Origin of the sequence: Luteimonas qiangzhengi, assembly GCF_039548515.1 — a bacterium.
GTDB lineage: Bacteria > Pseudomonadota > Gammaproteobacteria > Xanthomonadales > Xanthomonadaceae > Luteimonas.
Genome location: NZ_JBCLVE010000003.1, coordinates 279,309 through 303,592, shown reverse-complemented (window position 1 = coordinate 303,592; position 24,284 = coordinate 279,309). Strand labels below are relative to the sequence as shown.

Genomic DNA, 24,284 nt, shown 5'->3' with positions numbered 1-24,284 from the left:
CGTCCGCAGGATCAGTGACGGTGGCCGCGCGCGACCCTGCCAATCATGGCAAAGCCGGGATCATCGGGAATGCTGCTCAGCGCATCCAATGCGGCCTGCAGCGCGGCGGCTTCGCCGCCTTCAAACGCGCTGTCGCTGCCCTCGCAGGTGTGCAGACCCCGCTCCAGCACGTGCGTGAGCGCGCGCGACAGGTCCCAGCCATGTCGCTTGGCAATCCGCTCAACGCGGTCCAGCAGCACCTCATCGGCATCCCTGAATACGATCTTTGTCATCCTGCAGACTCCCCCATGGACCGGCTGCGAAATTGCCACATTCCGCATCGTGCCGACAATCTGGGGATAACCCGTAGTCTCAGCCCGGCCGGGCTTCTGATGGAACGTCCGGCGGACTGTTCCGCCCCTGTATCTGCAGCTGTCGCCGCTCACGCATGATCAGGTACAGGCACAGCAGCACCGCGGGTATCCCGATCGCCGCCACATAGATGAAGTAGTTGAACCAGCCCACCGCATCCACCACCTGGCCGCTGAAGCCGCCGATGAACTTGCCAGGCAAGGTCATCAGCGAACTGAACAGCGCGTACTGGGTCGCCGTGTAGCTGGCCGAGGTGAGGCTGGACAGCCAGGCGATGAACACCGCCATCGCCAGCCCGGCAAAAATGTTGTCGCCGCTGATGGTGACCACCAGCATCCACGGTTCGGGCCCCACCAGGGCCATCAGCGCGAACAGCAGATTGGTGGCCGCCGACAGCACGGCGCCGGCCAGCAGCACCCGCAGCAGCCCGTAGCGCACGGTGAGTACGCCGCCGATCAGGCCACCGAGGATGGTCATCACAATGCCGTAGATGCCGGAGATGTTGGCGATCTGCTGCTTGGTGAATCCAAGGTCCAGATAGAACGGGTTGGCCATGGCGCCCATGGAGATATCGCTGATGCGGAACGTCGCCACCAGCAGCAGCACCACCAGCGAATGCAGCCCGTAGCGCTTGAAGAAGTCCACGAACGGATACACCACCGCGCCAATCACCCAGGCGATCGCAGTGCGCAGCGGCGCCGGCAGGTGCGCATTACCGTGGTAGAACGCCTGCGCCGCGGGCTCCAGCAGCGCCACGTCGGTGCGCCGCTGAATCTGCGGCTCGCGGCTGAGCAGAGTGGCCAGGATGCCCAGTCCCATCAGCGCGGCCATGGCCAGGTACACCTGGCTCCAATCCATCCGCGCCGCCATGTGCAGGGCGCCCGCGCCGGCAGCCAACAGGGCCATGCGATAGCCGAACACGTAGGTGGCCGACATCGCGGCCTGTTCCTCCGGCGGCGCCGCCTCGATCCGCCAGGCGTCGATGGCAATGTCCTGGGTGGCCGAGCCGAACGCCACCAGCAGGGCGAACAGGGCCAGGCGCACCAGATCGACCATCGGGTCGGTCAGCGCCATTCCGGCCAGTCCGGCCACGATCACCACCTGGGCCAGCAGGATCCAGCTGCGGCGCTGGCCGAGCAGGCGGCCCAACACCGGCAGCGGCACCCGGTCCACCACCGGCGCCCAGAACACCTTGATCGAATAGGTGATGCCGATCCAGGTGAAGAATCCGATTGCACTGCGGGTCACGCCAGCCTCGGTCAGCCAAGCGGTGAGCGTGCTGAACACCAGCAGCAGCGGCAGCCCGGCGGCGAAGCCGAGCGCAAACATGGAGCCGATCCGCGGCGTGGCGTACGTGGCAAACGCCCGCGACCAGCGCGAGCCGGCGGGCGCCGCCGCCTGCGCCGGCCCTTGGCTCACTCGCGGTAATCCACGATATAGGGCGCGTGATCGGAGTAACGCGGCTCGCGCAGGACCGAGCACGCCAGCAGCCGGTCACGCAGCGACGGGGTCACCAGCTGGTAGTCGAGCCGCCAGCCGACGTTGTTGGCCCGCGCCTGGCCACGGTTGGACCACCAGGTGTATTCCACCTCGTCGGGCTTGAGCGCGCGGAAGGTGTCCACCCAGCCGTGGTCCGGCTGCGGCGAGCCGTCGCCACAGGCATCGGCGATCTGGCCGTTGAGCCAGGCCCGCTCCGGCGGCAGGCAGCCGGAATTCTTCTGGTTGCCGGTCCAGTTCTTGATGTCGTTGCGGGCGCGCACGATGTTCCAGTCCCCGCACAGCACGTAGTCGCGGCCGCTGGCCAGCCAGCCGTCGAGGATGGGTTTGAGCCACTCCATCACTTCGAACTTGTAGCCCTGGCGCAGCTCGCCCGACGAGCCCGATGGGATATAGAACGACACCACGCTGAGGTTGCCGAAGCGGGCCTCGATATAGCGACCTTCCTCATCGAACGCTTCCCAACCAAGCCCGGTGCGCAACTCATCCGGCTCGCGGCGGCTGTAGATCGCCACGCCGCTGTAGCCCTTCTTGGTCGTCGCGTCGCGGAACGCCACGTGATAGCCCGGCGGCCGGAACACGTCGGCGGAGAGCTGGTGCTCCTGGGCCTTGGTCTCCTGCACGCACAGGATGTCGATGTCCTGGGTGGCGAACCAGTCGAAAAAACCCTTGTTTGCAGCCGAACGGATACCGTTGGCGTTGAAGCTGACGATGCGCATGGGGCTCCGGAAAAAAGACGGCGCGGCAAGGTTACCCTACCGCGCCGTCATGCTCCCATTCCCCTGGGTTGTACCGGTTAGCGCTCCGGGGCTGGAGTGTCCGTCGTGCTCGGCGGCAGGATCGGATAGACCACCTCCGGCTGGCGCCCGGTGAGCGTGCGCAGGAACGCGGCGATCTTGCCCGCTTCATCCTCGTTGATCTCCCGGCCCAGCTGCGAGGTGCCCATGATCGCCACCGCCTCTTCCAGGCTCCACACCTGGCCGGAGTGGAAGTACGGCGCGGTCAGCGCCACGTTGCGCAGCGGCGAGGCACGGAACACGTATTCGTCGGTCGCGGTAGCGGTGACCTCGAAACGGCCCTTGTCACCCTCGGGCAGGATCTCGGCGCCCGGGCGCTCAAGCACGCCGAACGGGAAGTAGCTCTGGCCGCCGAAGTTGACGCCGTTGTGGCACGAGGCGCAGCCGGTCTCGAAGAACAGCTGCAGGCCCTCGACCTCGGTGGCGGTCATGGCGCTGTCGTCGCCTTCGATCCAGCGATCAAACGGTGCGCCGGGCGTGACCAAAGTGGTTTCGAACGCCTCCAGCGCCACCGTCACGTCGGTGAAGGTGATGCCGCCGGACTCCGGGAAGGCCTCGCTGAACAGCTCCACGTACTGCGGAATGCTCGACAGCGTTTCCTCCACCAGCTCGGGCGTGCTGTTCATTTCCACGCTGGCCTGCACCGGTCCGCCGGCCTGCTCGGCCAGATCCGCGGCCCGGCCGTCCCAGAACTGGGCGGCGTTGAACACCGCGTTGAACACCGTGGGCGAGTTGCGCGGACCGCGCTGCCAGCCGTGGCCGACCGAGGCCGGCACGTTGTCCGCGCCGCCGGTGCCGATGCTGTGGCAGGTGTTGCAGGTGATCACGTGGCTTCTGGACAGACGCGGTTCGAAAAACAGCATGTGGCCCAGCTCCACCCGCTCGGGGGTCACCTGCCGGCCGCTGACTTCGGTGGGTGCATCAGGAATGGATCCGAACAGCGACGCAGCGGTCTGCCGCAGGGTGTCGTTCGCACCACCGCCCTGCGCTGGCACGGTCTGGTCGGCCACGTTCTGGGCAGCGCTGTCGGCCGGCGCGCGCATGCTGTCCTGGGCACCGTTGACCTGACCGCCGTCGACCTGAGTGCTGTCAACCTGGGCAGGCGCGCTGACATCAGCGCTCGCGTTATCGCCCTGCGTGCACGCCACGCCGCCCACTGCCAGCGCTACCGCGCCTGCCATCAAACCGATCTTCCATCGCTTGCCCATCGCTATGCTCCCGCGTGTCTTCATTAGCTCATGTTGGATGGCGGGGCGTTGCACTGCATTGACCACGATCAATACGCCTCCCCGCTCGACTTCGTCACCTTACCGCGGCAAGGTTAAGGGCGTGCGTACGCGGTGTCCGTCGACGGCGCTCTAAAATGCGGTGTCCTAGAATGATGTCCCCATACGAACCCGGCACCACGATGACCGACCACCGCACCCGTTTCCTCCGCCTGGCGATCGAGGCCCAGGCGCTGCGCTTTGGCGAGTTCGTGCTCAAGTCGGGACGCACCAGTCCGTATTTTTTCAACGCCGGGCACTTTGATTCCGGCGCCCGGCTGGCCGGCCTGGCGTCCTGCTACGCCGACGCGCTGGAGGCGGCGGGCACGGATTTCGACCTGCTGTTCGGGCCGGCCTACAAGGGCATCCCGTTGGCCACTGCGCTGGCGTGCGAATTCGCTCGCCGCGGCCGCGACCTGCCGGTGGCTTTCGATCGCAAGGAAGCCAAAGCCCACGGCGAGGGCGGCAACCTGATCGGCGCGCCCATGACCGGGCGCCGGGTGCTGGTGGTGGACGACGTGATCACCGCTGGCACAGCGGTCCGCCACGCGCTGGAGCTGATCATGGGGGCGGGCGGCATTCCGGCCGGCATCGTGATCGCGCTGGATCGCCAGGAGGTGATCGACACCGCTGCCAGCCCGCGCCGCTCCGCCGCACAGACGGTGGCCGCCGAGCACGCCATCCCGGTGGTGGCGGTGGCCGGACTTGAAGATCTGCTTGCGTTCACCGGTGAAAGCGCGACACTGTCGGCTGAGCAGGCGCGCCTGCATGACTACCGGACGCGTTACGGCGCCGCCTGAAGACGCATTCGACCGACCGGGGGGACGGAACAATGACCAACGCCATGGCCCGCACCGGATTCTTCATCCTGCCAGGATTTTTTATCCTGCTTGCTCTCGTGTCCTCTGCTGCGCTGGCGCAGCGCGGCGACACCGAGCGCCGCCTTTACTGCTGGGAACAGGCCGGACGCAAGATCTGCGGTGACGCCCTGCCCGCCTCCGCGGTCGATGCCGCGCGCACCGAGATCAGCGCCAGCACCGGCCGGGTCCGGGGCCAGGTGGGCCGCGCGCTGAACGAAGAGGAGCGCGCCGCCGTCGAGGCCGAGGCGCGGCTGGCAGCCCAGCAGGTGGAAGCAGACGCCGCCGTCCGTCGTCGCGACATCGCCATGGTCGAGTCCTACAGCACCGAGGCCGAGCTGGAACGCGCCTACGACAACCGCATCATCCTCATCGACGAGTCGGTCAAGACCTCGCAGATGGGCGTGGCCAACCTGCGCATGAGCCTGCTGACCCAGCTGCGCAGGGCGGCCGAGGCCGAACTGCAGGGCCAGTCGGTCGCCAGGCCAATGGCCAACAACATCGTCAGTCAGCACGGCGACCTGATGCGCCAGCAGGCGATCCTGGAGCAGCAACTGCAGGAACGCGAAGAACTGGATGCCGACCTGCAGGAAGCCCGCGAGCGCTATCGCAACCTCACCGCCGGGCGTCGCGGCCAGGACTGATTCCGGCTTCGTTGCTCACGGAGCGGCGGTACATTCGCACTGTGGACCCGTGAAAAACAGCGTCCGCTTTCAGATGTTAGGGTGAATCCGCCAGGCAGCCAGGGCGGCGGCACAGCAATCCGGCTGTCACTTATCCGCAAGGAAGAGGGGACATCATGGATCCAAGCACTTTTTCACGTCAGTTCGAAGCCAGCCTGGGCCAGTACCTGCCCTCGGTGCTGGGCGCAGTGGCCATCCTCGTTGTCGGCCTGCTGGTCGCCCTGCTGGTCCGCAGCCTGGTCCGCAACGGGCTGAACCGGCTGGGCGTCAACGAACGCATCCACAGCCAGGCCCAGGATCCAGCCGCAGGCCGGCTCGATGTGGTCGGCATCGCAGCCTCGATCGGCTTCTGGTTCATCATCATCATCACCCTCATCGGGGTGTTCAGCGTGCTGCGCTTCGACGGGCTGTACGCGCCCTTCTCGGCACTGGTGGCCGAGGTCATGCTGTACCTGCCGCGCATCGTGCTGGCCGGGATCCTGGCGCTGGTGGCGTGGCTGCTGGCCACGGTACTGCGGGCCGGCATCAACCGCCTGATGGCGGCCGGACAGTGGGACGAGAAGCTGTCCGAATCCGCTGGAATCAAGCCGCTGTCCTCGGTCCTGGGCAACGTGGTGTACTGGCTGGTGATCCTGCTGTTCCTGCCTGCGATCGTGGGCGCACTGCGCATCGACGGGCTGATGGGTCCGTTGACCACCATGACCACGCAGTTCACCGCGTCACTGCCGAACATCTTCGGCGCGGTGGTGATCGGCCTGGTGGGCTGGCTGCTGGCCAAGGTGCTGCGCGGGCTGGTCACCAACCTGCTGGAAGCGGCCGGAATCGACCGTTTCAGCAACCGCGAGCACCTGACCGAAGGGGTGAAGCTGTCGAAACTGGGCGGCACCCTGGCTTTCATCCTGGTGATCGTGCCGACCCTGATCGCGGCCCTGGACGCGCTGGCGATCCGGGCGATCTCCGATCCGGCCCGGAACATGCTGAACATGTTCCTGGTGGCGATCCCCAACATCCTGGCCGCAACGCTGATCCTGCTGCTGGCGTGGTTCCTCGGCCGCTTCGTGTCGGGCCTGGTGACCAGGCTGCTGGCCAACCTCGGCTTTGACCGCCTGCCGGCGCGACTGGGCATGGGCCATGCGTTCGAGAGCGGCGACCCCGCCCCCGGCACTGCCATCCCTGCCGTTCCGGGTGCTTCGGAGACGGCAGCCCCGTCACGCACCAGCCTGTCTGTCTTCGCCGGCCAGGTGGCGCTGTTCTTCATCATGCTGTTTGCCACCGTGGAAGCCGCGCATCGGCTGGGCTTCACCGGAGTACGCGACCTGCTGGCCACGTTCATCGCCTTTGGCGCCGACGTGCTGCTGGGTGCGGCGATCCTGGTGATCGGCTACTGGCTGGCGGATGTGGCCGCGCGCGCGATCCAGCGGGCCAATCCGGACGGCCGCGCCGGGCTGGCACGGATCGCCCGCGTTGCGATCCTCGGGCTGGTACTGGCGATGGGTCTGCGGGCGATGGGGATCGCCGATGACATCGTCAATCTGGCGTTCGGGCTGGTGCTTGGCGCGGTAGCGGTGGCCACGGCGCTGGCGTTCGGGCTGGGTGGCCGCGATGCGGCTGGACGGATCACCGAGCGCTGGGCGCAGGAGTATCTGGATCGACGCAAGGACAACGACCGATCTGGCCCCTGATCGATCTGGGTCGTCCCGTGTGATCCTCAGGAAGAACGGCTCGCTCAGGCGGGCCGTTCTTTTTATGCGCTGTAACCATGGGATGGCTGCTGTTTTGGCGGGGTGGCGGGAAAGAGCTGCGCCTTCGGTTCAACGTGCCGCGATCTGATGGGCCCCGACGCGGCCGGCAGGCCTCCCTGCGAATGTCCCCCGGCCTCCGCCGATGGCGGAGCCCTCCTCCTTGATTTCGCCGGGAGGCCTCCCGACCGCGACGGGGCTCGGCTTCCGGGGAGATGTGGGTTATGCGCAGGCAACGAAGGCCGGGCTTTTGCTTTTTTAAACCACCGCGACTTCGGCACGCGGGGGGCGATGCCCTTGTGTGCGAAATCAAGGAGGAGGCGATGGCCGCAGGCCATCGCCGGGGGACATTCGCATACAAGGGCATCGCCCCCAGGCGCCCCAAGCCCCATCAGCCCCCGCTCTTGAACTCAGGCTTTACGCACGAACTCGGACTTGAGCTGCATCGGACCGATGCCTTCGATCCTGCAGTCGATGTCGTGATCACCCTCGACCAGCCGGATGCTGCGAACCTTGATTCCGCCCTTGATCACCTGCGAAGACCCCTTCAACTTCAGGTCCTTGATCACGATCACCGTATCGCCGTCGGCGAGCGGGTTGCCATTGGCATCGCGCACCTCGGCAGCCTGCTCCGCGGCAGCCGCCTCGGCGGCCTGTTCCTGCGGGGACCATTCGTGCCCGCACTCCGGACAGATCAGCAGGTTGCGGTCTTCGTAGGCATAACTGGAGCTGCACTTGGGGCAGTCGGGAAGGGCACTCATGAGGGAGCTCGCACTGACATGAACAGGCTCCATTGTCTCATTTGCCCTGAAACCGGGTTTCGGCGCGGTTGCCATCGTCCGCCAACGATCACTCCGGATCAGGTGGCGGCATGTCGTCGCGGATCCGCAGGTAGCGGGCGAAGCGCGGTACGCCGTTGGCAGTGAAGCCGTTGTAGCGGTAGGTCACGTGCAGGCCGATGGCAGGGGGATCGGCGCGCAGGGCATCGCTGAGGCCGCTGCCGATGCGAAAGCGCAGGCCATCCGGGCGCTCCACCACCAGGGCGCCGACCTGTCCGGTGTATTTGCCGCGGCCGGAGGTGTAGCCCACCACCCGGGCTTCGGCGTCCTGGAAGGGTTTGAGCTTGAGCAGGACGTCGCTGCGCCCGGCACGGTAGTGAGCGTCGCGATGCTGCAGCATCAGGCCTTCTCCGCCGCCATCCACCACCTCCTGCATCAGGGCCTGCAGCCGGGCAGGCGTTGTGATGCGGCGCTGCTGCACCGGCCGCAGCCAGGCCACGCCAGTTGCGGACAGCAGGGTCCGCATGGCTTCCACGCGCGTATCGAAGGGACCTTCATGTGCCGGCAGGTCGAAGACCATGAATCGAACTTCCTGCCAACCCGGGTGCTCGGTTCCCTGGGTCCGCACGATGCCGCTGACTTCCTCGAAGCGGCCGCGCCCGACCCACAGTTCGCCGTCCATCGGCACCGCCGGCCAGCCGGCGATGAACCAGTCGGGCGCCGGGACACGGTGGCCGCCACGCGTCCACAGCGCGCGGCCATCCCAGTGTCCGCGCACGCCGTCGAGCTTTTCGCTGACGAAGTAGTCGGCGACATCGATGCCGTCGCGGTAGTCGGTCGCCAGCATGAGCCGCGGCGGCGCGGCGAACGCCGGGGCTCCCAACAGCAGCAGCGACAGCAGCAGCGACAGCAGCAAAGCAAGTAGGGTGCGCATGGCCTGTCCATGGCAATGACGTTGCACACACCATTACCCGGGCCACGGCGCCGTACTATCGGAACCAGCGCATGCGCGGGGTAGGAGAACCCCGCGCAAAAAGATCAGAACGGAAGTTCAAGCTCCGGGTCGATCTTCAGCAGCTGTGCGCGGAACACGCCCTGGATCCGCTCCAGGGCAGCCTGGTCATCGGCGTCAAAGCGCAGCACCAGCACCGGAGTGGTGTTGGACGCGCGCACCAGACCCCAGCCGTCGCTCCAGTCCGCGCGCACGCCGTCGATGGTCGACAGGCGCGCCCCCTCCAGCTCGGCCGCGGCCTGGAAGCGTTCAACGAACGCATGCGGGTCGTCGCCCGGCGCCGCCACCTTGATCTCCGGCGTGGACACGCCGGCGGGCAGGGCGGACAGGATTTCCGACGGGGTCTCGTCGCGCGCGGCCAGGATCTCCAGCAGCCGGGCGGCGGAGTAGATGCCGTCATCAAAGCCGTACCAGCGCTCGGCGAAGAAAAAGTGGCCGCTCATCTCCCCGGCCAGCTCGGCCTCCACTTCGCGCATCTTGGCCTTGATCAGCGAGTGCCCGGTCTTCCACATCAGCGGGCTGCCACCGTGACGCAGGATGTGTCCGGGCAGGCGGCCGGTGCACTTCACGTCGTACACGATCACCGCGCCCGGGTTGCGCTCCAGCACGTCGGCGGCGAACAGCATCAGCAGGCGATCGGGGAAGATGTTCTCGCCGTCCCTGGTGACCACGCCCAGGCGGTCGCCGTCGCCGTCGAAGGCGATGCCCAGGTCCGCATCCAGCCGCTGGACCATGTTGATCAGGTCCTCCAGGTTGGCCGGCTCGCTGGGGTCGGGATGGTGGTTGGGGAAGGTGCCGTCGATCTCGCAGTACAGCGGCACGACCTCGGCACCGATCGCCTCCAGCACCCGCGGACCGATCTCGCCGGCCACGCCGTTGCCCGCGTCCACCACCACCTTCAGCTGACGCTCGGTCTGCACGTCGCCCGCAATCCGGTCCACGTACTCGTCACTGATATCGCGCTCGCTCAGGCCACCCGGCGCATCGGCCGTGTACAGCCGGTCATCGGCAATGCGCGAATACAGGTCAACGACTGCATCGCCCGACAGGGTCTCGCCACCGACCACGATCTTGAAGCCGTTGTAGTCGGGCGGGTTGTGGCTGCCGGTGACCGACACGCAGCAGCCGGTGCGCAGGTGGAAGGCGCCGAAATACACCACCGGGGTCGGCGCCAGGCCGATGTCGATCACGTTGCGACCGGCCTTGCGCAGGCCCGCGGTCAGGCCCGCGACCATGTCCGGGCCGGACAGGCGGCCGTCGCGGCCGACGACGATGTCGGTCAGGTCCTGTTCGCGCATCAGCGAACCGATGGCATGGCCGATCAGCTCGGCCACGCCCACGTCCAGCGATTGCCCGACCACGCCGCGGATGTCGTAGGCGCGGAAGATGCCGCGGTCGATCTTCACCGGTGCCTTGGTCTTGGCTTTCGCCTGCCCGACACTGACCTGGACCGGCTTCGTCTCCTGGCCGGGATCGGCCTGCAGGGACTGGCTCAGGGTGGGGGATTCTTCTTCCACGTTTTCCTCCATTTGCAACAGCTTCGGCGCGACGCGCCAGCTCAGATAAGCCATGAACAGCAACACAAGCGCCGTGACGAAAGGCGCAAAGCCGCGCAGCCCGAACGGCGCGACCGGCGCTGCGGGCACCGCCGCGACCACGCGCATGCCGGTGCCGGACACCGGCATGGACATCCGCTCGGCGGCGTCGATGTAATCGGAGTTGCCGCGCTCAAGCAGGGTCACTCCGCCCTGGCGAAGGGCCAGGTACATGTCCGACTCCTGGATCGCGGCCTGCTCGGTGGCCAGGGTGGCGCGTGACAATGGCAAGCGAACAAACGCTGCACCCATCAACGCGTCGCCAACGTGCGCTGGCGCCGCCAGAGCCAGGCGTGGCGCGCCGTCTTCACTGATCACCAGAGCAACCGGCTCCTCAGCCACCAGCGCGCCCTCCAGCGCCGCGGCACGGCCAAAGCCGCCGTCGGCCAGGCCCGTGTAGACACTCTCAAGGTCAGGCCCGTAGACCGCCAGCTCTTCGAGATTCGGCCAGTCGGCGGCCATCGCCGCCGAAGCCGCCTCGAGGTCTCCGGCGGCCAGGGCCGTCTGTACCGGCGCGGACTCCAGCCTGGACGCCAGCCGTTCCAGCTCCCCGCCGACGCTGCGTGCGGTGGCATGGGCCACGCCATCGCGGGCCTGGCCCAGCGCGCCACGACGGCTTTCGTCCTGCATCTGTTGCCAGCCGCTCCAGGCCAGCCACACGGCCAGCACCGCCAGCGCCACGGCCAGCAGCGGCCACAATGGCCGCGCGTGCGCCAGCATCTGACGCGTCTTTCCGGACTGCTCTGCGCTCATGTTTCCCCCTGGTCAGCGCCGCCCGGTGTGCCCGAATCCCCCGGCACCCCGTGCGCTGTCAATGAAAGTATCCACTACTTCAAGCGTCGCCCGCACGATCGGCAGCACTACCAGCTGGGCAATGCGATCACCCGGCTCGATGGTGTACGCCTGGTCACTGCGGTTCCACGCGCTGATCATGAGGGGCCCCTGGTAATCGGCATCGATCAGTCCGGTGCCGTTGCCCAGCACGATACCGTGCCGGTGCCCCAGGCCGGAGCGTGGCAGCACCACCGCACACAGGCCCGGATCTGCAATATGGATTGCCAGGCCGGAGGGCAGCAGCTCCGCCGCGCCGGGAGCCAGCACCATCGGTGCGTCCAGGGCTGCGCGCAGGTCCAGTCCGGCGCTGGCTTCGGTGGCGTATGACGGCAGCGGCCAGTCATCGCCGTAACGGGCATCGAGCAGCTTGACCTGCAGGGTGTGGTGCATACGGGTGTCCGAAGTTGTCAGGGAAGGCGCGTGGCCACCAGGTCCAGCAGCTCGCCGGCCAGGCGGGTCTTGGGGCCGGGGCCAAGCTGGCGCTGTCCGCCGGGCCAGAACACCGACAGCGCGTTGTGATCGCTTTCAAACCCGCTGCCGGCCATGCCCACCAGGTTGGCGGCGATCATGTCCAGGCGCTTGGCCGCCAGCTTGCCACGCGCATATTGCTCGAGGTTGCCGGTTTCGGCGGCAAAGCCGACCACCAGCCCCGGCCGCTGCGGATGGTGGGAGACCTCGGCCAGGATGTCGGCGGTTGGCACCAGCTCCAGCACCATGGTGTCGCCGGACTTCTTGATTTTTTCTCCCGCTGCGGTGCGCGGGGTGTAGTCGGCCACGGCTGCCGCGCCGAGATAGACATCCGCCGGCAGCGCGGACAGCACCGCCTCGCGCATCTGTGCGGCGGAGCGCACGTCGATACGCTGCACGCTTCCGGGCGTGACCAGCGCCGTCGGCCCGGCCACCAGCACCACGCTGGCACCGCGACCGACCGCGGCCGCCGCCAGCGCAAAGCCCATCTTGCCGCTGCTGCGGTTGCCGATGAAACGCACCGGATCGATGTCTTCATAGGTGGGGCCGGCACTGATCAGCACCCGCTTGCCTGCCAGCAGCGCGCTCATCGGCCCAGCGCCGCCACGATCGCCATCGGCTCGGCCAGCCGGCCGGGGCCGGATTCGCCTTCGGCCAGCGGACCGTCGTCGGGGCCGACCACCTGGGCGCCACGGCTGCGCAGCGTGTCCACGTTGGCCTGGGTGGCCGGGTGCTTCCACATGCGGTGATTCATGGCAGGGCAAACGGTCAGCGGCGCCTCGCTGGCCAGGCACAGCGTGGTGACCAGATCATTGGCGAAACCGTGGGCCAGGCGCGCGATGAGATTTGCGGTCGCCGGCGCCACCACGATGCGGTCGGCCCAGCCGGCCAGTTCCAGGTGGCCCATGGATGCTTCGGCCTGGGCATCCCAGAGCGAGGTGCGCACCGCTTCGGCCGACAGGGCCTGGAAACTGGTGGGGCTGACGAAACGCGTCGCGCTGTCGGTCATGGCCACGCGCACGCTGGCGCCCGCGTCGCGCAGCCGGCGCACCAGTTCGCAGGCCTTGTAGGCAGCGATGCCGCCGCCCACGCAGACCAGGATGCGCTGGTCGTGCAGATTGATTGCGGGCTGTTGCATGGCGTGGGGAAATTCCTACCGCGGTCCAGGCCCCCAGCTTACCCGAACGCACGGTATGGCCCGGCTGCGGCGCCACCCCACATAGCCGCTAATTGAAGCCACGGGACGGCGGCCACGTGCCGCTCCGGCCGGCCTCCCCCTGACCGGCGGCATGCCCCAAAGCGTCCGGCCGCCGTCCCGCCCTTTCATCTTTCCAAGGAGTGCGCCGTGCGCATCCGAGACTGGCCCAGCGACGAACGTCCGCGGGAAAAACTCTTCGCCCGCGGTCCGACGGTCCTGTCCGACGCGGAACTGCTGGCGATCTTCCTCGGATCGGGGCTGCGCGGGCAGGATGCGGTGTCCACCGCCCGCAAGCTGCTGGCCGAACACGGGCCGCTGCGCGCCCTGCTCGAGCGCAGCGCCACGGAACTGTCCAGGCTGCCCGGGATCGGGCCGGCCCGCGCCTCGCGCCTGGCGTCGGCACTGGAGCTGTGCAACCGCTTCCTGGCCGCCGGGCTGGAGCGCGGCGACGCTTTGACCGACCCCAAGGCCGCCGGCATGTATTTCGCCCAGCGCCTGCGCAGCCATCCGCATGAAGTATTCGCCGCGCTGTTTCTGGATACCCGCCACCGCGCGCTGGCTTTCGAGGAGCTGTTCCGCGGCACCATCGACGGCGCCGAGGTGCACCCGCGCGAAGTGGTGCGCCGGGCACTGGCGCACAACGCGGCGGCGCTGATCGTGGGCCACAACCACCCCAGCGGCTGCCCGGAGCCCTCGGCCGCCGACCGTGCTGTCACCGCCCAGCTCAAGCAGGCGCTGGCCCTGGTGGACGTGCGCCTGCTGGATCACTTCGTGGTCGGGGACGGCGCGCCGGTCTCACTGGCCATGCGCGGCTGGGTGTAAGCCGCGCGGCCAGGCGCGGTACCGGAAATCAACCTTCCGCGATGTCCAGCGCGTCCGGCTCGTAGAACAGGCACACCCGGCGCCCTTCCACCTCGACCACCCGGATCGGCGTCTCGTACAGGTCGGTCAGCAGCTCGCTGCGGATGATCTGCTCCGGCGGCCCCTCGCTGTGGATATGGCCCTGCTTCATGGCCACGATGGTGTCCGAGTACCAGGAGGCGAAATTGATGTCATGCAACACCACCACCACGGTGCGACCCAGCTCGTCGGCGGCGCGCCGCAGCAGCGCCATCATGCGGCTGGCGTGCTTGATGTCGAGGTTGTTGAGCGGCTCGTCCAGCAGCAGGTAGTCGGTGTCCTGGGCCAGCGCCATGGCCACGAACGCACGCTGGCGCTGGCCGCCGGACAGTTCATCCAGGTAGCGGCAGCGCAGGTCGTCCAGACCCAGGTAGGCAATCGCCCGGTCCACGTGCGCCTGGTCGCCCGGACAGGGCCGCCCGCGGTTGTGCGGATAGCGGCCGAAGGCCACCAGGTCCTGCACCGTCAGTCGCACGGCGATGTGGTTGTCCTGGCGCAGGATCGCCAGCCGCTTGGCCAGCTGCTGGGTGGGCGTGGCGGCCACGTCCAGGCCGTCCACCTGCACGCTGCCCGCATCCATTCCCAGCAGCCGGCTGATCATCGACAGCAGGGTGGACTTGCCGGCGCCATTGGGGCCGATGATCGAGGTCACGCCACCCGCCTGCAGGGCCAGCGATACGTCGTTGACGACGATGTTCTCGCCGTAGGCCTTTTTTACCGAGCGGGTGACGATCATCGGGCCGCGCCCCTCAGGATCAGGAAGATGAAAACCAGCCCGCCGAGGAATTCAATGATGATCGACAGCGCGGTGCCGAACGAGAATACCCGCTCCATCAGCGTCTGGCCGCCCACCAGGCAGATGATCGCGATCAGGATCGAGACCGGGATGATGTGGCGGTGGCGGCCGTCGCCGGCCAGGGCATGGGCCAGGCTGACCACCAGCAGGCCGAAGAAGGTCACCGGCCCCACCAGCGCGGTGGAGACCGATACCAGCACCGCCATGATCACCAGCAGCTGCATCACGGTGGCGCGGTAGTCCACGCCCAGCCCGATCGCCGCCGCCCGACCGAGCGAGATCACGTCCAGGCTGCGATGGATCCGCCACAGCGCTGCCGAGGCCAGCGCCACGATCACCACCGACACCCCCAGCAGGGTGCGATCGATGGAGTTGAAGCTGGCGAAGAAGCTGTCCTGCAGCACCAGGAACTCGTTGGGATCCATCATCCGCTGCATCAGGTTGGCCAGGCTGCGGAAGAACACCCCGAACACGATCCCCACCAGCACCAGCAGGTGCAGGCTGCGCTCGGCGCCGATGAACAGCCAGCGGAACAGCACCACGCTGAAGCCCACCATCACCCCCACCTCCAGCAGGAACTGCAGGCGCGCATCCACCGTGGCCAGCGCCCGCGAGGTGAAGAAGAAAATGATGATCGTCTGGATCAGGATGAACAGCGTGTCGAACCCCATGATCGACGGGGTCAGGATGCGGTTGGTGGTCACCGTCTGGAACAGCACCGTCGATACCGCGATCGAATACGCCACCAGCACCAGGCCCAGCAGCTTGGCGCCGCGGAAGGGCAGCACGAACTGCCAGTTGCCGCGCGCGCCCAGCAGCATGAAGCAGGCGATCGTGCCCAGCGCCAGCAGTACCAGCCCGCCGATCACCAGCGTCTGCCGGCTCAAGCGCGGCGCCGCCTGGGCGGCCACGCTAGCGGGCCTGGCCATGGCGCCTCCGCAGCAGCAGGTACAGGAAGATCCCGCTGCCCACCACGCCGACCACCACGCTGATCGGGATTTCGTAGGGCGCGCGCACCATACGCCCGAAGATGTCGCAGGCCAGCACGAAGCCAGCGCCACCGATCGCCACCCACGGCACTGCGCGGCGCATGTTGTCGCCCACCAGCAGGCTGACCACGTTCGGCACCACCAGCCCCAGGAACGGGATGATGCCCACCGACACCAGCACCACCGCGCTGATCACCGCCACGATCACCAGCCCGATTGTCATCACCCGCCGGTAGTTGAGCCCCAGGCTGGTGGTCAGGTCCTGGCCCAGCCCGGCCACGGTGAAGCGGTCGGCGGCCAGCCACGCCGCCACCAGGCCGGCAAAGCCCAGCCACAGCAGCTCGTAGCGCCCGGCCAGCACGCCGGAAAAATCACCCACCCGCCAGGCCAGCATCGTGCCCATCAGCTCGTAGCGGTAGGCGAAAAAAGTGGCGACCGCACCGATCACCCCGCCCAGCATCACCCCCACCAGCGGCGGCAGGAACACATCGCGCAGCGGCACGAAGCGCAGGATGCGCACGAACAGCAGGGTCCCGGCCATGGCGAAACAGGCCGACACGCCCATCTTGGCCATCATCGACCAGCCCGGCACGAAGATCGTTGCCGCCAGGAAGCCCAGCGCCGCCGAATCCGCGGTGCCCACGGTGGTGGGCTCCACGAACCGGTTGCGCACGATCATCTGCATCACCAGGCCGGCGATGGCCATCGACGCGCCGGCCAGCATCGCCGCCAGGGTGCGCGGGATGCGGCTGACCAGCAGCACCTGCAGCTCGCGGTCCGCGGCCTCGCCCGACAGCAGCGCGGACAGCCGCAACGGGCTGACCCCGACCATCAGGCTGCCCGCCGCCAGCAGCACCAGCACCACCAGGGCCAGCGCCATCGGGCGCAGCGGCAAAGGCAGCCGGCGCCCGGGCGTACGGATACCGACCCCCTGGGGGGTCGTCGGCGCACCGCGTATCACTTCACGCCTCCGGAACAACGGCCTCCAGCACCTGGTCAGCCAAATGGATGACCGAGGTGAAGCCGTGCATGACAACGTAGGCGGGCACCGGATCCAGGTACACCACGCGATCCTGCTGCCAGGCCGAGGTCTGGCGCACCAGCGCGTTGTCGAGCAGCGCGCGCGCCGCAGCGGCATCGCCGCCGGCCACGCCGGCATCGCGGTCCACCACGAACAGCCAGTCCGGATTGGCCTCGAGGATGAATTCGAACGAGACCGAGTCACCGCCGTGGAAGCGGTCATCCACCTCGTTCATCACCGGCGAGAAGCCGGCTTCGGTGAACACCCAGCTCAGCCGCGAGTTGGCTCCGTACACGCCCAGGCGCCCGGCGTTGGTGACCAGCACCATGGCGGTGCCGGCGTCGGCGGTGCGCTCGCGCAGCTCGGCGAAGCGGGCGTCCAGTTCGGCGGTCAGTTCTGCCGCGCGCGCCTCACGGCCGAAAATCCGGCCCAGGATTTCGATGTTCTGCTTCACCCCTTCCACGAGGCTGGCGTTGTCCACCGACAGGTCGATGGTGGGGGCGATGCCGGCCAGCTCGGACAGTTTGGTGCGCGAGCGGCTGGCCACGATCACCAGGTCCGGGTTCGCGGCGCTGATGGTTTCGTAATCAGGCTCCTGCAGGGTGCCGGTCTTCAGGTACGGCTCGGCGCCGTAGTGCTGCAGGTAGTCGGGCAGATTGCCGCCGGGCACGCCGATCACCGCGTCCACACCCAGCGCGTCAAGGATGTCGAGCACGGCGATGTCCTGCACGATCACCCGCTGCGGCTGCGCCACCAAGGTGATCTCACCCTGCTGGTGGACAACCTGGATGCCCTCGCCGGCGTTGGCTTCGACCGGGGTGGTGGGCGCGGGACCGGTGCAGCCGGCCAGGACGGCGAGCAGCGCCGCCAGAACAATGATTTTCCTCATAGGGCCTTTCTTCATCGGGCCAGCGGAGGGTGCCGGCCTGCTGTGGGGGAGGGGAGAGAATGACAATGATAATAGGAATCATTGTCAAAGTGGATCGGTCCGATTGATTTCCGGAGCAACACGGAGGTGATCGGCCGCGATTCCCGGCCGCAGGGCCGCCCTCGGCTACACTATCGGGCCCTGCGCAATCTCCACGCACACCAGTGAAATTCCAGCTCCGAGCGCTAGTTTCCCAAGCCATCGACACACTCCGCGCGGACGGCCGGCTGCCTGCCGACGCCGTCACGCCCGCTTATGTGATCGAACGCCCCAAGGACCGCAGCCACGGCGACTTTTCCACCAACGCCGCCATGCTGCTGGTCAAACTGGCCAATCAGGCCGGCCAGCGCACCAATCCGCGCGCGCTGGCCCAGGCATTGATCGACGCGCTGCCGGAAAGCGACCTGGTGGCGGGGCTGGAGATTGCCGGCCCCGGCTTCATCAACTTCCGCCTCAGCCCCGCGGCCTGGCATGCGCAGTTGCGCCTGGTGCATGCCCAGGGCAGCGCCTACGGATGCAATGACAGCGGCAACGGCCGCGTGGCCGGCATCGAGTACGTCTCCGCCAACCCGACCGGTCCGCTGCACGTAGGCCACGGCCGCGCGGCGGTGATCGGCGACTGCATTGCGCGCGTACTGGCCGTGAACGGCTGGCAGGTCAAGCGCGAGTACTACTACAACGACGCCGGCGTGCAGATCGAAAACCTGGCCCATTCGGTGCGGGCCCGCGCCCGCGGACTGACCCCGGACGACGCCGGCTGGCCGGAAGACGGTTATCGCGGCGACTACATCGCCGACGTGGCCCGCGCCTATCTGGACGGCGCCCGGGTTGAAGTGGAAGGCCAGGCGGTGTCGGCCAGCGGCGACATCGAGGATTTCGACGCCATCCGGCGCTTCGCCGTGGCCTGGCTGCGCAACGAACAGAACGACGACCTGGCCGCCTTCGGCGTGGGCTTCGACGTGTATTACCTGGAGTCGTCGCTGTACGCCGACGGCAAGGTGGAGCAGACCGTCAAGCGGCTTGTCGAGCTTGGCCATGCCTACGAGCAGGACGGCGCGCTGTGGCTGCGCAGCACCGATTTCGGTGACGACAAGGACCGCGTGATGCGCAAGTCCGACGGCAGCTATACCTATTTCGTGCCGGACGTGGCCTACCACCTGTCCAAGTGGGAGCGCGGCTACGAGCGCGCGATCACCGAGCTGGGGGCGGACCATCACGGCTCGCTGGCGCGGGTGAAGGCCGGGCTGCAGGCGCTGGATGAAGGCATTCCGCAGGGTTACCCGGAGTACGTGCTGCACCAGATGGTGACGGTGATGCGCGGCGGCGAGGAAGTGAAGCTGTCCAAGCGTGCCGGCAGCTACCTGACCCTGCGCGACCTGATCGACGAGGCCGGGCGCGACGCGACGCGCTGGTTCCTGGTGGCCCGCAATCCGAATTCGCAGCTGGTGTTCGATATCGACCTGGCCCGCAGCCAGTCGCTCGACAATCCGGTCTACTACGTGCAGCTCTCGCACGCGCGCATCTGCGGCCTGCTGCGCCAGCTGGACGAGCGCGGGCTTGGGTTCGACCTCGAAGACGGCCTGGCGCAGCTGCCGGACGTGGACAACCCGGCCGCGCACGAGCTGCTGGACGCGATCTCACGCTGGCCGGAAACGGTGGCCGCCGCGGGCGAACACCTGGAACCCCACCTGATCACCACTTACCTGCTGGAACTGGCACAGTCATTCCAGACGTATTACAACGACAATCAATTCCTGGTGGATGACGCCAGCGTGCGCAACGCGCGCCTGGCGCTGGCCCTGGCAACCCGCCAGGTGCTGGCCAACGGAATGGAACTTGCAGGGGTGGCAGCCCCGGAGAGGATGTAGCTCACATGGCGGCAAGGAAAGGCAGGTCGCAGGCGCGACGCAACAGTGGCAACGGCAATGGGCTTCCCGGCTGGGCATGGATGCTGATCGGCATCCTGGTCGCGGTGATCGCGATCCTGGTCGCGCCCCGGTTCTTCAAGTCCGAAGGTGAGGACGGCTTCTATCGCCCACGCGCGAATCCCGACGCTACGCCGGCCCAGGCCAGCAGCCCGGGCGAGGACGATGCGCCCGCACGGCCGGCCGACCCGTTGCCCGCACCTACCAGCGATCCCGAGTACGACTTCTACACGCTGCTGCCGGGCCAGGAAGTGCGGATGACCGACGCCGAGCTGGCCGCCAGCGCCAAGGCAGAGCAGGAGCGCGAGCGCCAGGCGGCGCAGCGCAATGCCGACGCCGCGCAGGCGGCCGACACCAGCACCGCCGCGGCTCAACCGCCCGCCGCCGCCCAGGACACCCCAGCCACGCCCGCGACTCCGACCGCCAGCAGCACGGCCGCCGCAGCTCCCGCTGCCGATACCACCGCCCGCTTCCTGCTGCAGGCCGGATCCTTCAGCGCTTCCGGCGATGCCGAGGCGCTCAAGGCACGCATCGCCCTGCTTGGGCTGGGCGCACGGGTGGAATCGGCCCAGGTGCAGGGCCGCACGGTTTACCGCGTGCGCATGGGGCCTTACGGCACCGCTTCGGATCTGGCCGAAGCCAAGGGCCGGCTTGAGAACGGCGGCCTGGACGCAATGGCCATCCGGGTGCAGTAATTCCGGGTGCAGTCATTTCGGCTGCACTCATTCCGGATGACAGCAACCGCTTGAAGCAATACGGCGAAGGAGCGCTGACATGACCCGAACCATTTCCCACCTGATACTTTGCCTGGCCTTTGCAGGGGTGCCCGGCACCGCCGCGGCCGCCGGCGTGGACTGCGAAGCCGCTGATTCCTGGGCCGAGCGCACCGTGTGCGCCAGCCCGGCCCTGCGCGGCACCGATGGGCAGCTGCAGACCCTGGCACGCGAGGCGCGCGAGCGGAGCCAGGACCCCGCCGCCTTCGACGCCGCCCAGGCCGAATGGGCCAGCGACCGGCGCAATGCCTGCAACACGATCCGCTGCCTGCAGACCAGCTATGCCAGCCGCACGGATGAGCTGCGCCTGCAGGTGGCCGGTGGCCGTCCGCCGCTGCTCACCCCGGGCACCTACCACCGCTACCCGGCCGCGGAAGATGGCTCCACTCCCGCGCTGTGGATCGAGGTGCTGGAGCAGAACCGCTACCGGCTGCGGGTGCTGTCGGCCAGCGACGACATCCGTCCGGTGGAAGGGGAGTTCACCGAACGCGTCGGCAGCGGGCACTTCACCGCTCCGGGCTGCGCATTCGCCCTGGCCTTCGCGCCGGATGTGATCGTGCTGTCAGGCGCTGCGGGAGAACTGTGCACCAGCGCGCTGGAAGGCAGCTACCTCCTGAGCTCCCCGTAGGTCGGGGCTACGCCCCCGACGCCCCGCGAGCCATACGCACCGGGCGGTTAAACTTGCGGGATGGACAAGACCATCCTCATCACCGGCGCGACCGCCGGATTCGGCGCCGCCGCAGTGGACCGTTTCATCAACGCCGGCTGGCGCGTGATTGCCACCGGCAGGCGCGAAGCGCGCCTGCAGGAACTGGTGGACCGCTACGGCGCCGAACGACTGCATACCGCGGCCTTTGATATCCGCGACGCTGACGCAATGCAGGCCGCTCTGGACGCCATTCCGGTGCCCTTCCGGGCCATCGACGTGCTGGTCAACAACGCCGGCCTGGCCCTCGGCACCGCGTCGGCACAAAAGGCCGACCTGGGCCAGTGGCGGCAGATGATCGACACCAACGTGACCGCGCTGGCCACCCTCACCCATGCGCTGCTGCCCGCGCTGATCGAGCGCCGCGGCGCGATCATCAACATCAGCTCGATCGCCGGCAACTGGCCCTATCCCGGGGGCAACGTGTATGGCGGCACCAAGGCCTTCGTGACCCAGTTTTCGCTGGGCCTGAGGTCCGACCTGCACGGCACCGGGGTGCGGGTGACCAGCATTGAGCCGGGGATGGCGGAAACCGAATTCACCCTGGTCCGCACCGGCGGCGACCGGGCGGCATCGGACACGCTGTATCAGGGCGCCAAACCGATGACCGCCGGCGACATCGCCGACACCATCCACTACGTGGCCACCCTGCCGGCGCACTTGAACATCAACCGGCTCGAGATCATGCCGGTCAGCCAGTCGTTCGCCGGCTTCCAGGTGCACCGGGAGGGTTGACCCTCCCGGTAGTACGCGGGCTTATTCCGTCGGCTTGCCGTCGTAGTGATCGGCTTCGTGCTGCTCGTCGGCAATCGCCTTGGTGGCGTGCACGGTGCCGTCGCGGTGCTCCGGCGGACCGTACAGGGTGTAGAGCCTGAGCGGCGCGTCTCCGGGATTGATCACGTTGTGCTCGGCACCGGCCGGAACGATGGCGATTTCGTCATGCTCCAGGGTGTGCTCGACACCGTCGATGAGCAGCTTGGCCTTGCCTTCCTCAACCCGGAAGAACTGGTCGATGTCCGGATGCACCTCGGCGCCGATCTCTTCGCCCGGCTGCAGGCACATCACCACCAGCTGCATATGCGCACCGGTGTAGAGCACGCGGCGGAAATCGGTGTTTTCGAGGGTGCGGTCCTCGATGTTGTCGGTGTAACCCTTCTTCATTGCGGATCTCCTTGCATGGGGGAAGTGGCTGGACGGTCCAGTATGCCGCTCCAATTGGCGGCTCAATCCGGTGGTGAATCGTCCAGATAGGTGTAGCCGGTCAGGCCCGCCTCGAGCGCCTCGTTCAGACGCGTGGCCTCCGACTTTGACAGGTCCGCGGCGCCGACCTTGGCGCGGTAGATGCGGCGCAGGTCGTCCACCTTGTAACCCACGTAATCGAGCATGACATCGGTGGTGTCACCGCGGCGTTGTTGGGTGATGGCGTATCCGCCGGCGTCATCGAGCTTGACCTCGATCGCGTCGGTGTCACCGAACAGGTTGTGGATGTCGCCAAGGATTTCCTGATAGGCGCCCACCAGGAAGAAACCCAGCCGGTAGCTTTCGCCCGGGCGCAGCGCGTGCAGCGGCAGCGAGCTGTCCAGGTCCTCGTTTTCCACGTAGGTGTCGATCTTGCCGTCCGAATCGCAGGTCAGGTCGGCGATGGTGCCGCGCCGGGTGGGCTCCTCGTCGAGGCGGTCGATCGGCACGATCGGAAACACCTGGTCGATCGCCCACACATCGGGCATGGATTCGAACACGCTGAAGTTGACGAAGTACTTGTCCACCAGCCGTTCGTTGAGCTCATCCAGCAGCGGGCGATGGCTTTTCTCGTGATAGGTCAGCCGCGCCTTCACCGCGTGGGCAATGGCGTAGAACAGGTCATCGATGCGCGCACGGTGCACCAGGTCCAGCTGGCCCAGCGCATACAGGGCCAGGCCCTCGGCATGGTGGTGCTGGGCTTCGTGGAACAGCTCGACCGCGGGGCGCTGCTCGATTTCGGCGTGGATCGCGCGCAGGTGGCGCATCACCGCCGGCTCATCGTCGTGCTCGTCGGGGGTGCGGCCTTCCGGAGCCACTTCCACCTCGGACACGTTGGCCACCAGCACGGCATGGTGCGCGGTCATGGCGCGGCCGCACTCGGTCACGATCCGCGGCGGTGCCAGGCCGGCTTCGGCGCAGGCTTCGGCCAGCGGCTGGACCACGTTGGACGCGTACTGGGCCACGCCGTAGTTGACCGAGTTGTAGCTGCGCGAGCGGGTGCCCTCGTAGTCGATGCCGAGGCCACCGCCGACGTCGAAGTACTCGATGTTCGCGCCCAGCTTCGACAGTTCCACCAGGTAGCGCGTGGCCTCGCGCATGCCGCGGGCGATGTCGCGTACGTTGGAGATCTGCGAACCCATGTGGAAGTGCAGCAGCCTGAGCGCATCGCCCATGCCGGTATCGCGCAGCGCCTTCCACAGGTCCAGCAACTGGCGGGGTGACAGACCGAATTTGGCCTTGTCGCCGCCCGAGTTCTGCCACTTGCCCGCGCCCAGCGTGGCCAGGCGCATGCGCACGCCAAGTGCCGGCTCAACGTCCAGCGCCTTGGATTCCTCCATCACCAGGCGCAGCTCGGAGGGCTTCTCGATCACGATGAACACGTTCATGCCGAGCTTGCGGCCGATCAGCGCCAGACGGATGTATTCGCGGTCCTTGTAGCCGTTGCAGATCACCAGGCCGCCGGGCCGCGAGAGCGCCAGCACCGCCATCAGCTCGGGCTTGCTGCCGGCTTCCAGCCCAAACCCTTCGCCCGCGTGCGAGGCCAGCGTGCCGGCCACGCCGCGGTGCTGGTTGACCTTGATCGGATAGACCGCCGTGTAGCCGCCCTGGTAATCCCAGTCCGCCTGGGCCTGGGCGAAGGCGTCCTGCAGCGCGCGCAGGCGATCGCCGAGGATGTCCGGAAAGCGCACCAGCACCGGCAGGTTCACGCCCTGCTCCAGCGCGCGGTCAATCACGTCCGGAAGCACCACCGACGGGCCGTCCGGACCCTGCGGGCGCACCAGCATCCGGCCGCCGTCATCCACATCGAAATAGCCCGACGACCAGTGCGGAATCGAGTAGGTCTTGCGGGCGCGGTCGGGGGACCAGGCGGTCATGGGCGTGTCCGGGACGGGGGAAGTCCTCATTGTAGGCCGCTCACGCGCGGCTGGA

22 protein-coding genes and 1 pseudogene are annotated in these 24,284 nt (G+C 67.7%); 8 read left to right on the top strand and 15 right to left on the bottom strand.

Going from position 1 to position 24,284, the window contains the following annotated elements:
- Nucleotides 1–11: 11 nt before the first annotated feature.
- The 4 genes from WCE59_RS03680 to WCE59_RS03665 all read right to left on the bottom strand — a co-directional run bounded on the left by WCE59_RS03680 (nucleotide 12) and on the right by WCE59_RS03665 (nucleotide 3,853).
- A complete protein-coding gene (locus WCE59_RS03680; RefSeq protein ID WP_343257354.1) occupies nucleotides 12–272 on the bottom strand; it encodes a hypothetical protein in 261 nt (86 codons plus the stop codon).
- 79 nt (nucleotides 273–351) lie between these two features.
- On the bottom strand, nucleotides 352–1,770 hold the full coding sequence (locus WCE59_RS03675) for an AmpG family muropeptide MFS transporter (protein ID WP_343257353.1): 1,419 nt from the start codon (nucleotides 1,768–1,770) through the stop codon (nucleotides 352–354).
- Nucleotides 1,767–2,567: an exodeoxyribonuclease III gene (locus WCE59_RS03670; protein ID WP_343257352.1), complete on the bottom strand. Its 801-nt coding sequence runs from the start codon at nucleotides 2,565–2,567 to the stop codon at nucleotides 1,767–1,769. Before WCE59_RS03670 ends, WCE59_RS03675 begins: the two co-directional genes overlap by 4 nt.
- A gap of 77 nt (nucleotides 2,568–2,644) precedes the next feature.
- Nucleotides 2,645–3,853 carry a cytochrome-c peroxidase gene (locus tag WCE59_RS03665; RefSeq protein WP_343257351.1) on the bottom strand — a complete coding sequence of 403 codons (1,209 nt, stop codon included), beginning with the start codon at nucleotides 3,851–3,853 and terminating at the stop codon, nucleotides 2,645–2,647.
- 200 nt (nucleotides 3,854–4,053) lie between these two features.
- Between WCE59_RS03665 and pyrE the strand changes: the two genes are divergently transcribed.
- The 3 genes from pyrE to WCE59_RS03650 all read left to right on the top strand — a co-directional run bounded on the left by pyrE (nucleotide 4,054) and on the right by WCE59_RS03650 (nucleotide 7,132).
- A complete protein-coding gene (gene pyrE, locus WCE59_RS03660) occupies nucleotides 4,054–4,710 on the top strand; it encodes an orotate phosphoribosyltransferase (protein WP_343257389.1) in 657 nt (218 codons plus the stop codon).
- 32 nt (nucleotides 4,711–4,742) lie between these two features.
- Nucleotides 4,743–5,411, top strand: a complete 669-nt coding sequence (locus WCE59_RS03655; protein WP_343257350.1) for a hypothetical protein — start codon at nucleotides 4,743–4,745, stop codon at nucleotides 5,409–5,411.
- Nucleotides 5,412–5,566: 155 nt separating this feature from the next.
- A complete protein-coding gene (locus WCE59_RS03650; protein WP_343257349.1) occupies nucleotides 5,567–7,132 on the top strand; it encodes a mechanosensitive ion channel in 1,566 nt (521 codons plus the stop codon).
- A 467-nt stretch (nucleotides 7,133–7,599) separates the two neighbouring features.
- On the opposite strand, the gene WCE59_RS03645 is transcribed toward WCE59_RS03650, so the two are convergent.
- The 5 genes and pseudogenes from WCE59_RS03645 to coaBC all read right to left on the bottom strand — a co-directional run bounded on the left by WCE59_RS03645 (nucleotide 7,600) and on the right by coaBC (nucleotide 13,015).
- Nucleotides 7,600–7,950, bottom strand: a complete 351-nt coding sequence (locus WCE59_RS03645) for a zinc ribbon domain-containing protein YjdM (protein WP_343257348.1) — start codon at nucleotides 7,948–7,950, stop codon at nucleotides 7,600–7,602.
- A gap of 88 nt (nucleotides 7,951–8,038) precedes the next feature.
- Nucleotides 8,039–8,902: a DNA ligase gene (locus tag WCE59_RS03640; protein WP_343257347.1), complete on the bottom strand. Its 864-nt coding sequence runs from the start codon at nucleotides 8,900–8,902 to the stop codon at nucleotides 8,039–8,041.
- Nucleotides 8,903–9,006: 104 nt separating this feature from the next.
- The gene (locus WCE59_RS03635; RefSeq protein WP_343257346.1) at nucleotides 9,007–11,328 is read right to left on the bottom strand and encodes a phosphomannomutase/phosphoglucomutase; all 2,322 of its coding nucleotides are present in this window, start codon (nucleotides 11,326–11,328) and stop codon (nucleotides 9,007–9,009) included.
- 12 nt (nucleotides 11,329–11,340) lie between these two features.
- Entirely contained in the window at nucleotides 11,341–11,799 is a 459-nt protein-coding gene (gene dut, locus WCE59_RS03630; protein ID WP_343257345.1) for a dUTP diphosphatase, read from the bottom strand.
- Nucleotides 11,800–11,816: 17 nt separating this feature from the next.
- Nucleotides 11,817–13,015 (bottom strand): annotated as a pseudogene (gene coaBC / locus WCE59_RS03625) (bifunctional phosphopantothenoylcysteine decarboxylase/phosphopantothenate--cysteine ligase CoaBC).
- Between the two features lie 207 nt (nucleotides 13,016–13,222).
- Between coaBC and radC the strand changes: the two are divergent.
- Nucleotides 13,223–13,897, top strand: coding sequence for a RadC family protein (gene radC, locus WCE59_RS03620; RefSeq protein ID WP_343257344.1), 675 nt, complete (start codon nucleotides 13,223–13,225; stop codon nucleotides 13,895–13,897).
- 28 nt (nucleotides 13,898–13,925) lie between these two features.
- Here radC and WCE59_RS03615 read toward each other — a convergent pair whose 3' ends face one another.
- From WCE59_RS03615 to WCE59_RS03600, 4 genes are all read right to left on the bottom strand, one after another.
- Nucleotides 13,926–14,711 (bottom strand): iron ABC transporter ATP-binding protein, encoded by a 786-nt coding sequence (locus WCE59_RS03615; RefSeq protein ID WP_343257343.1) that lies wholly within the window; start codon nucleotides 14,709–14,711, stop codon nucleotides 13,926–13,928.
- Nucleotides 14,708–15,700 (bottom strand): iron chelate uptake ABC transporter family permease subunit, encoded by a 993-nt coding sequence (locus WCE59_RS03610; protein ID WP_343257342.1) that lies wholly within the window; start codon nucleotides 15,698–15,700, stop codon nucleotides 14,708–14,710. The genes WCE59_RS03615 and WCE59_RS03610 overlap by 4 nt, the downstream gene beginning before the upstream one ends.
- On the bottom strand, nucleotides 15,684–16,640 hold the full coding sequence (locus tag WCE59_RS03605) for an ABC transporter permease (protein WP_343257341.1): 957 nt from the start codon (nucleotides 16,638–16,640) through the stop codon (nucleotides 15,684–15,686). The genes WCE59_RS03610 and WCE59_RS03605 overlap by 17 nt, the downstream gene beginning before the upstream one ends.
- 82 nt (nucleotides 16,641–16,722) lie before the next feature.
- Nucleotides 16,723–17,670: a siderophore ABC transporter substrate-binding protein gene (locus tag WCE59_RS03600; RefSeq protein ID WP_343257340.1), complete on the bottom strand. Its 948-nt coding sequence runs from the start codon at nucleotides 17,668–17,670 to the stop codon at nucleotides 16,723–16,725.
- A gap of 203 nt (nucleotides 17,671–17,873) precedes the next feature.
- Between WCE59_RS03600 and argS the strand changes: the two genes are divergently transcribed.
- The 4 genes from argS to WCE59_RS03580 all read left to right on the top strand — a co-directional run bounded on the left by argS (nucleotide 17,874) and on the right by WCE59_RS03580 (nucleotide 21,848).
- Nucleotides 17,874–19,577, top strand: a complete 1,704-nt coding sequence (argS, locus tag WCE59_RS03595) for an arginine--tRNA ligase (RefSeq protein WP_343257339.1) — start codon at nucleotides 17,874–17,876, stop codon at nucleotides 19,575–19,577.
- Between the two features lie 5 nt (nucleotides 19,578–19,582).
- Entirely contained in the window at nucleotides 19,583–20,329 is a 747-nt protein-coding gene (locus WCE59_RS03590; RefSeq protein WP_343257338.1) for an SPOR domain-containing protein, read from the top strand.
- A gap of 79 nt (nucleotides 20,330–20,408) precedes the next feature.
- Complete coding sequence (locus tag WCE59_RS03585; RefSeq protein WP_343257337.1) at nucleotides 20,409–21,035, top strand: lysozyme inhibitor LprI family protein; 627 nt, start codon at nucleotides 20,409–20,411, stop codon at nucleotides 21,033–21,035.
- Between the two features lie 60 nt (nucleotides 21,036–21,095).
- Nucleotides 21,096–21,848, top strand: a complete 753-nt coding sequence (locus tag WCE59_RS03580) for an SDR family NAD(P)-dependent oxidoreductase (protein ID WP_343257336.1) — start codon at nucleotides 21,096–21,098, stop codon at nucleotides 21,846–21,848.
- 21 nt (nucleotides 21,849–21,869) lie between these two features.
- Here the strand turns inward: WCE59_RS03580 and WCE59_RS03575 are convergent, their stop codons facing one another.
- Together WCE59_RS03575 and speA are read right to left on the bottom strand one after the other, a co-directional pair.
- Nucleotides 21,870–22,274 (bottom strand): cupin domain-containing protein, encoded by a 405-nt coding sequence (locus WCE59_RS03575; RefSeq protein WP_343257335.1) that lies wholly within the window; start codon nucleotides 22,272–22,274, stop codon nucleotides 21,870–21,872.
- A 62-nt stretch (nucleotides 22,275–22,336) separates the two neighbouring features.
- Complete coding sequence (gene speA, locus WCE59_RS03570; protein ID WP_343257334.1) at nucleotides 22,337–24,229, bottom strand: arginine decarboxylase; 1,893 nt, start codon at nucleotides 24,227–24,229, stop codon at nucleotides 22,337–22,339.
- Between the last annotated feature and the right edge of the window lie 55 nt (nucleotides 24,230–24,284).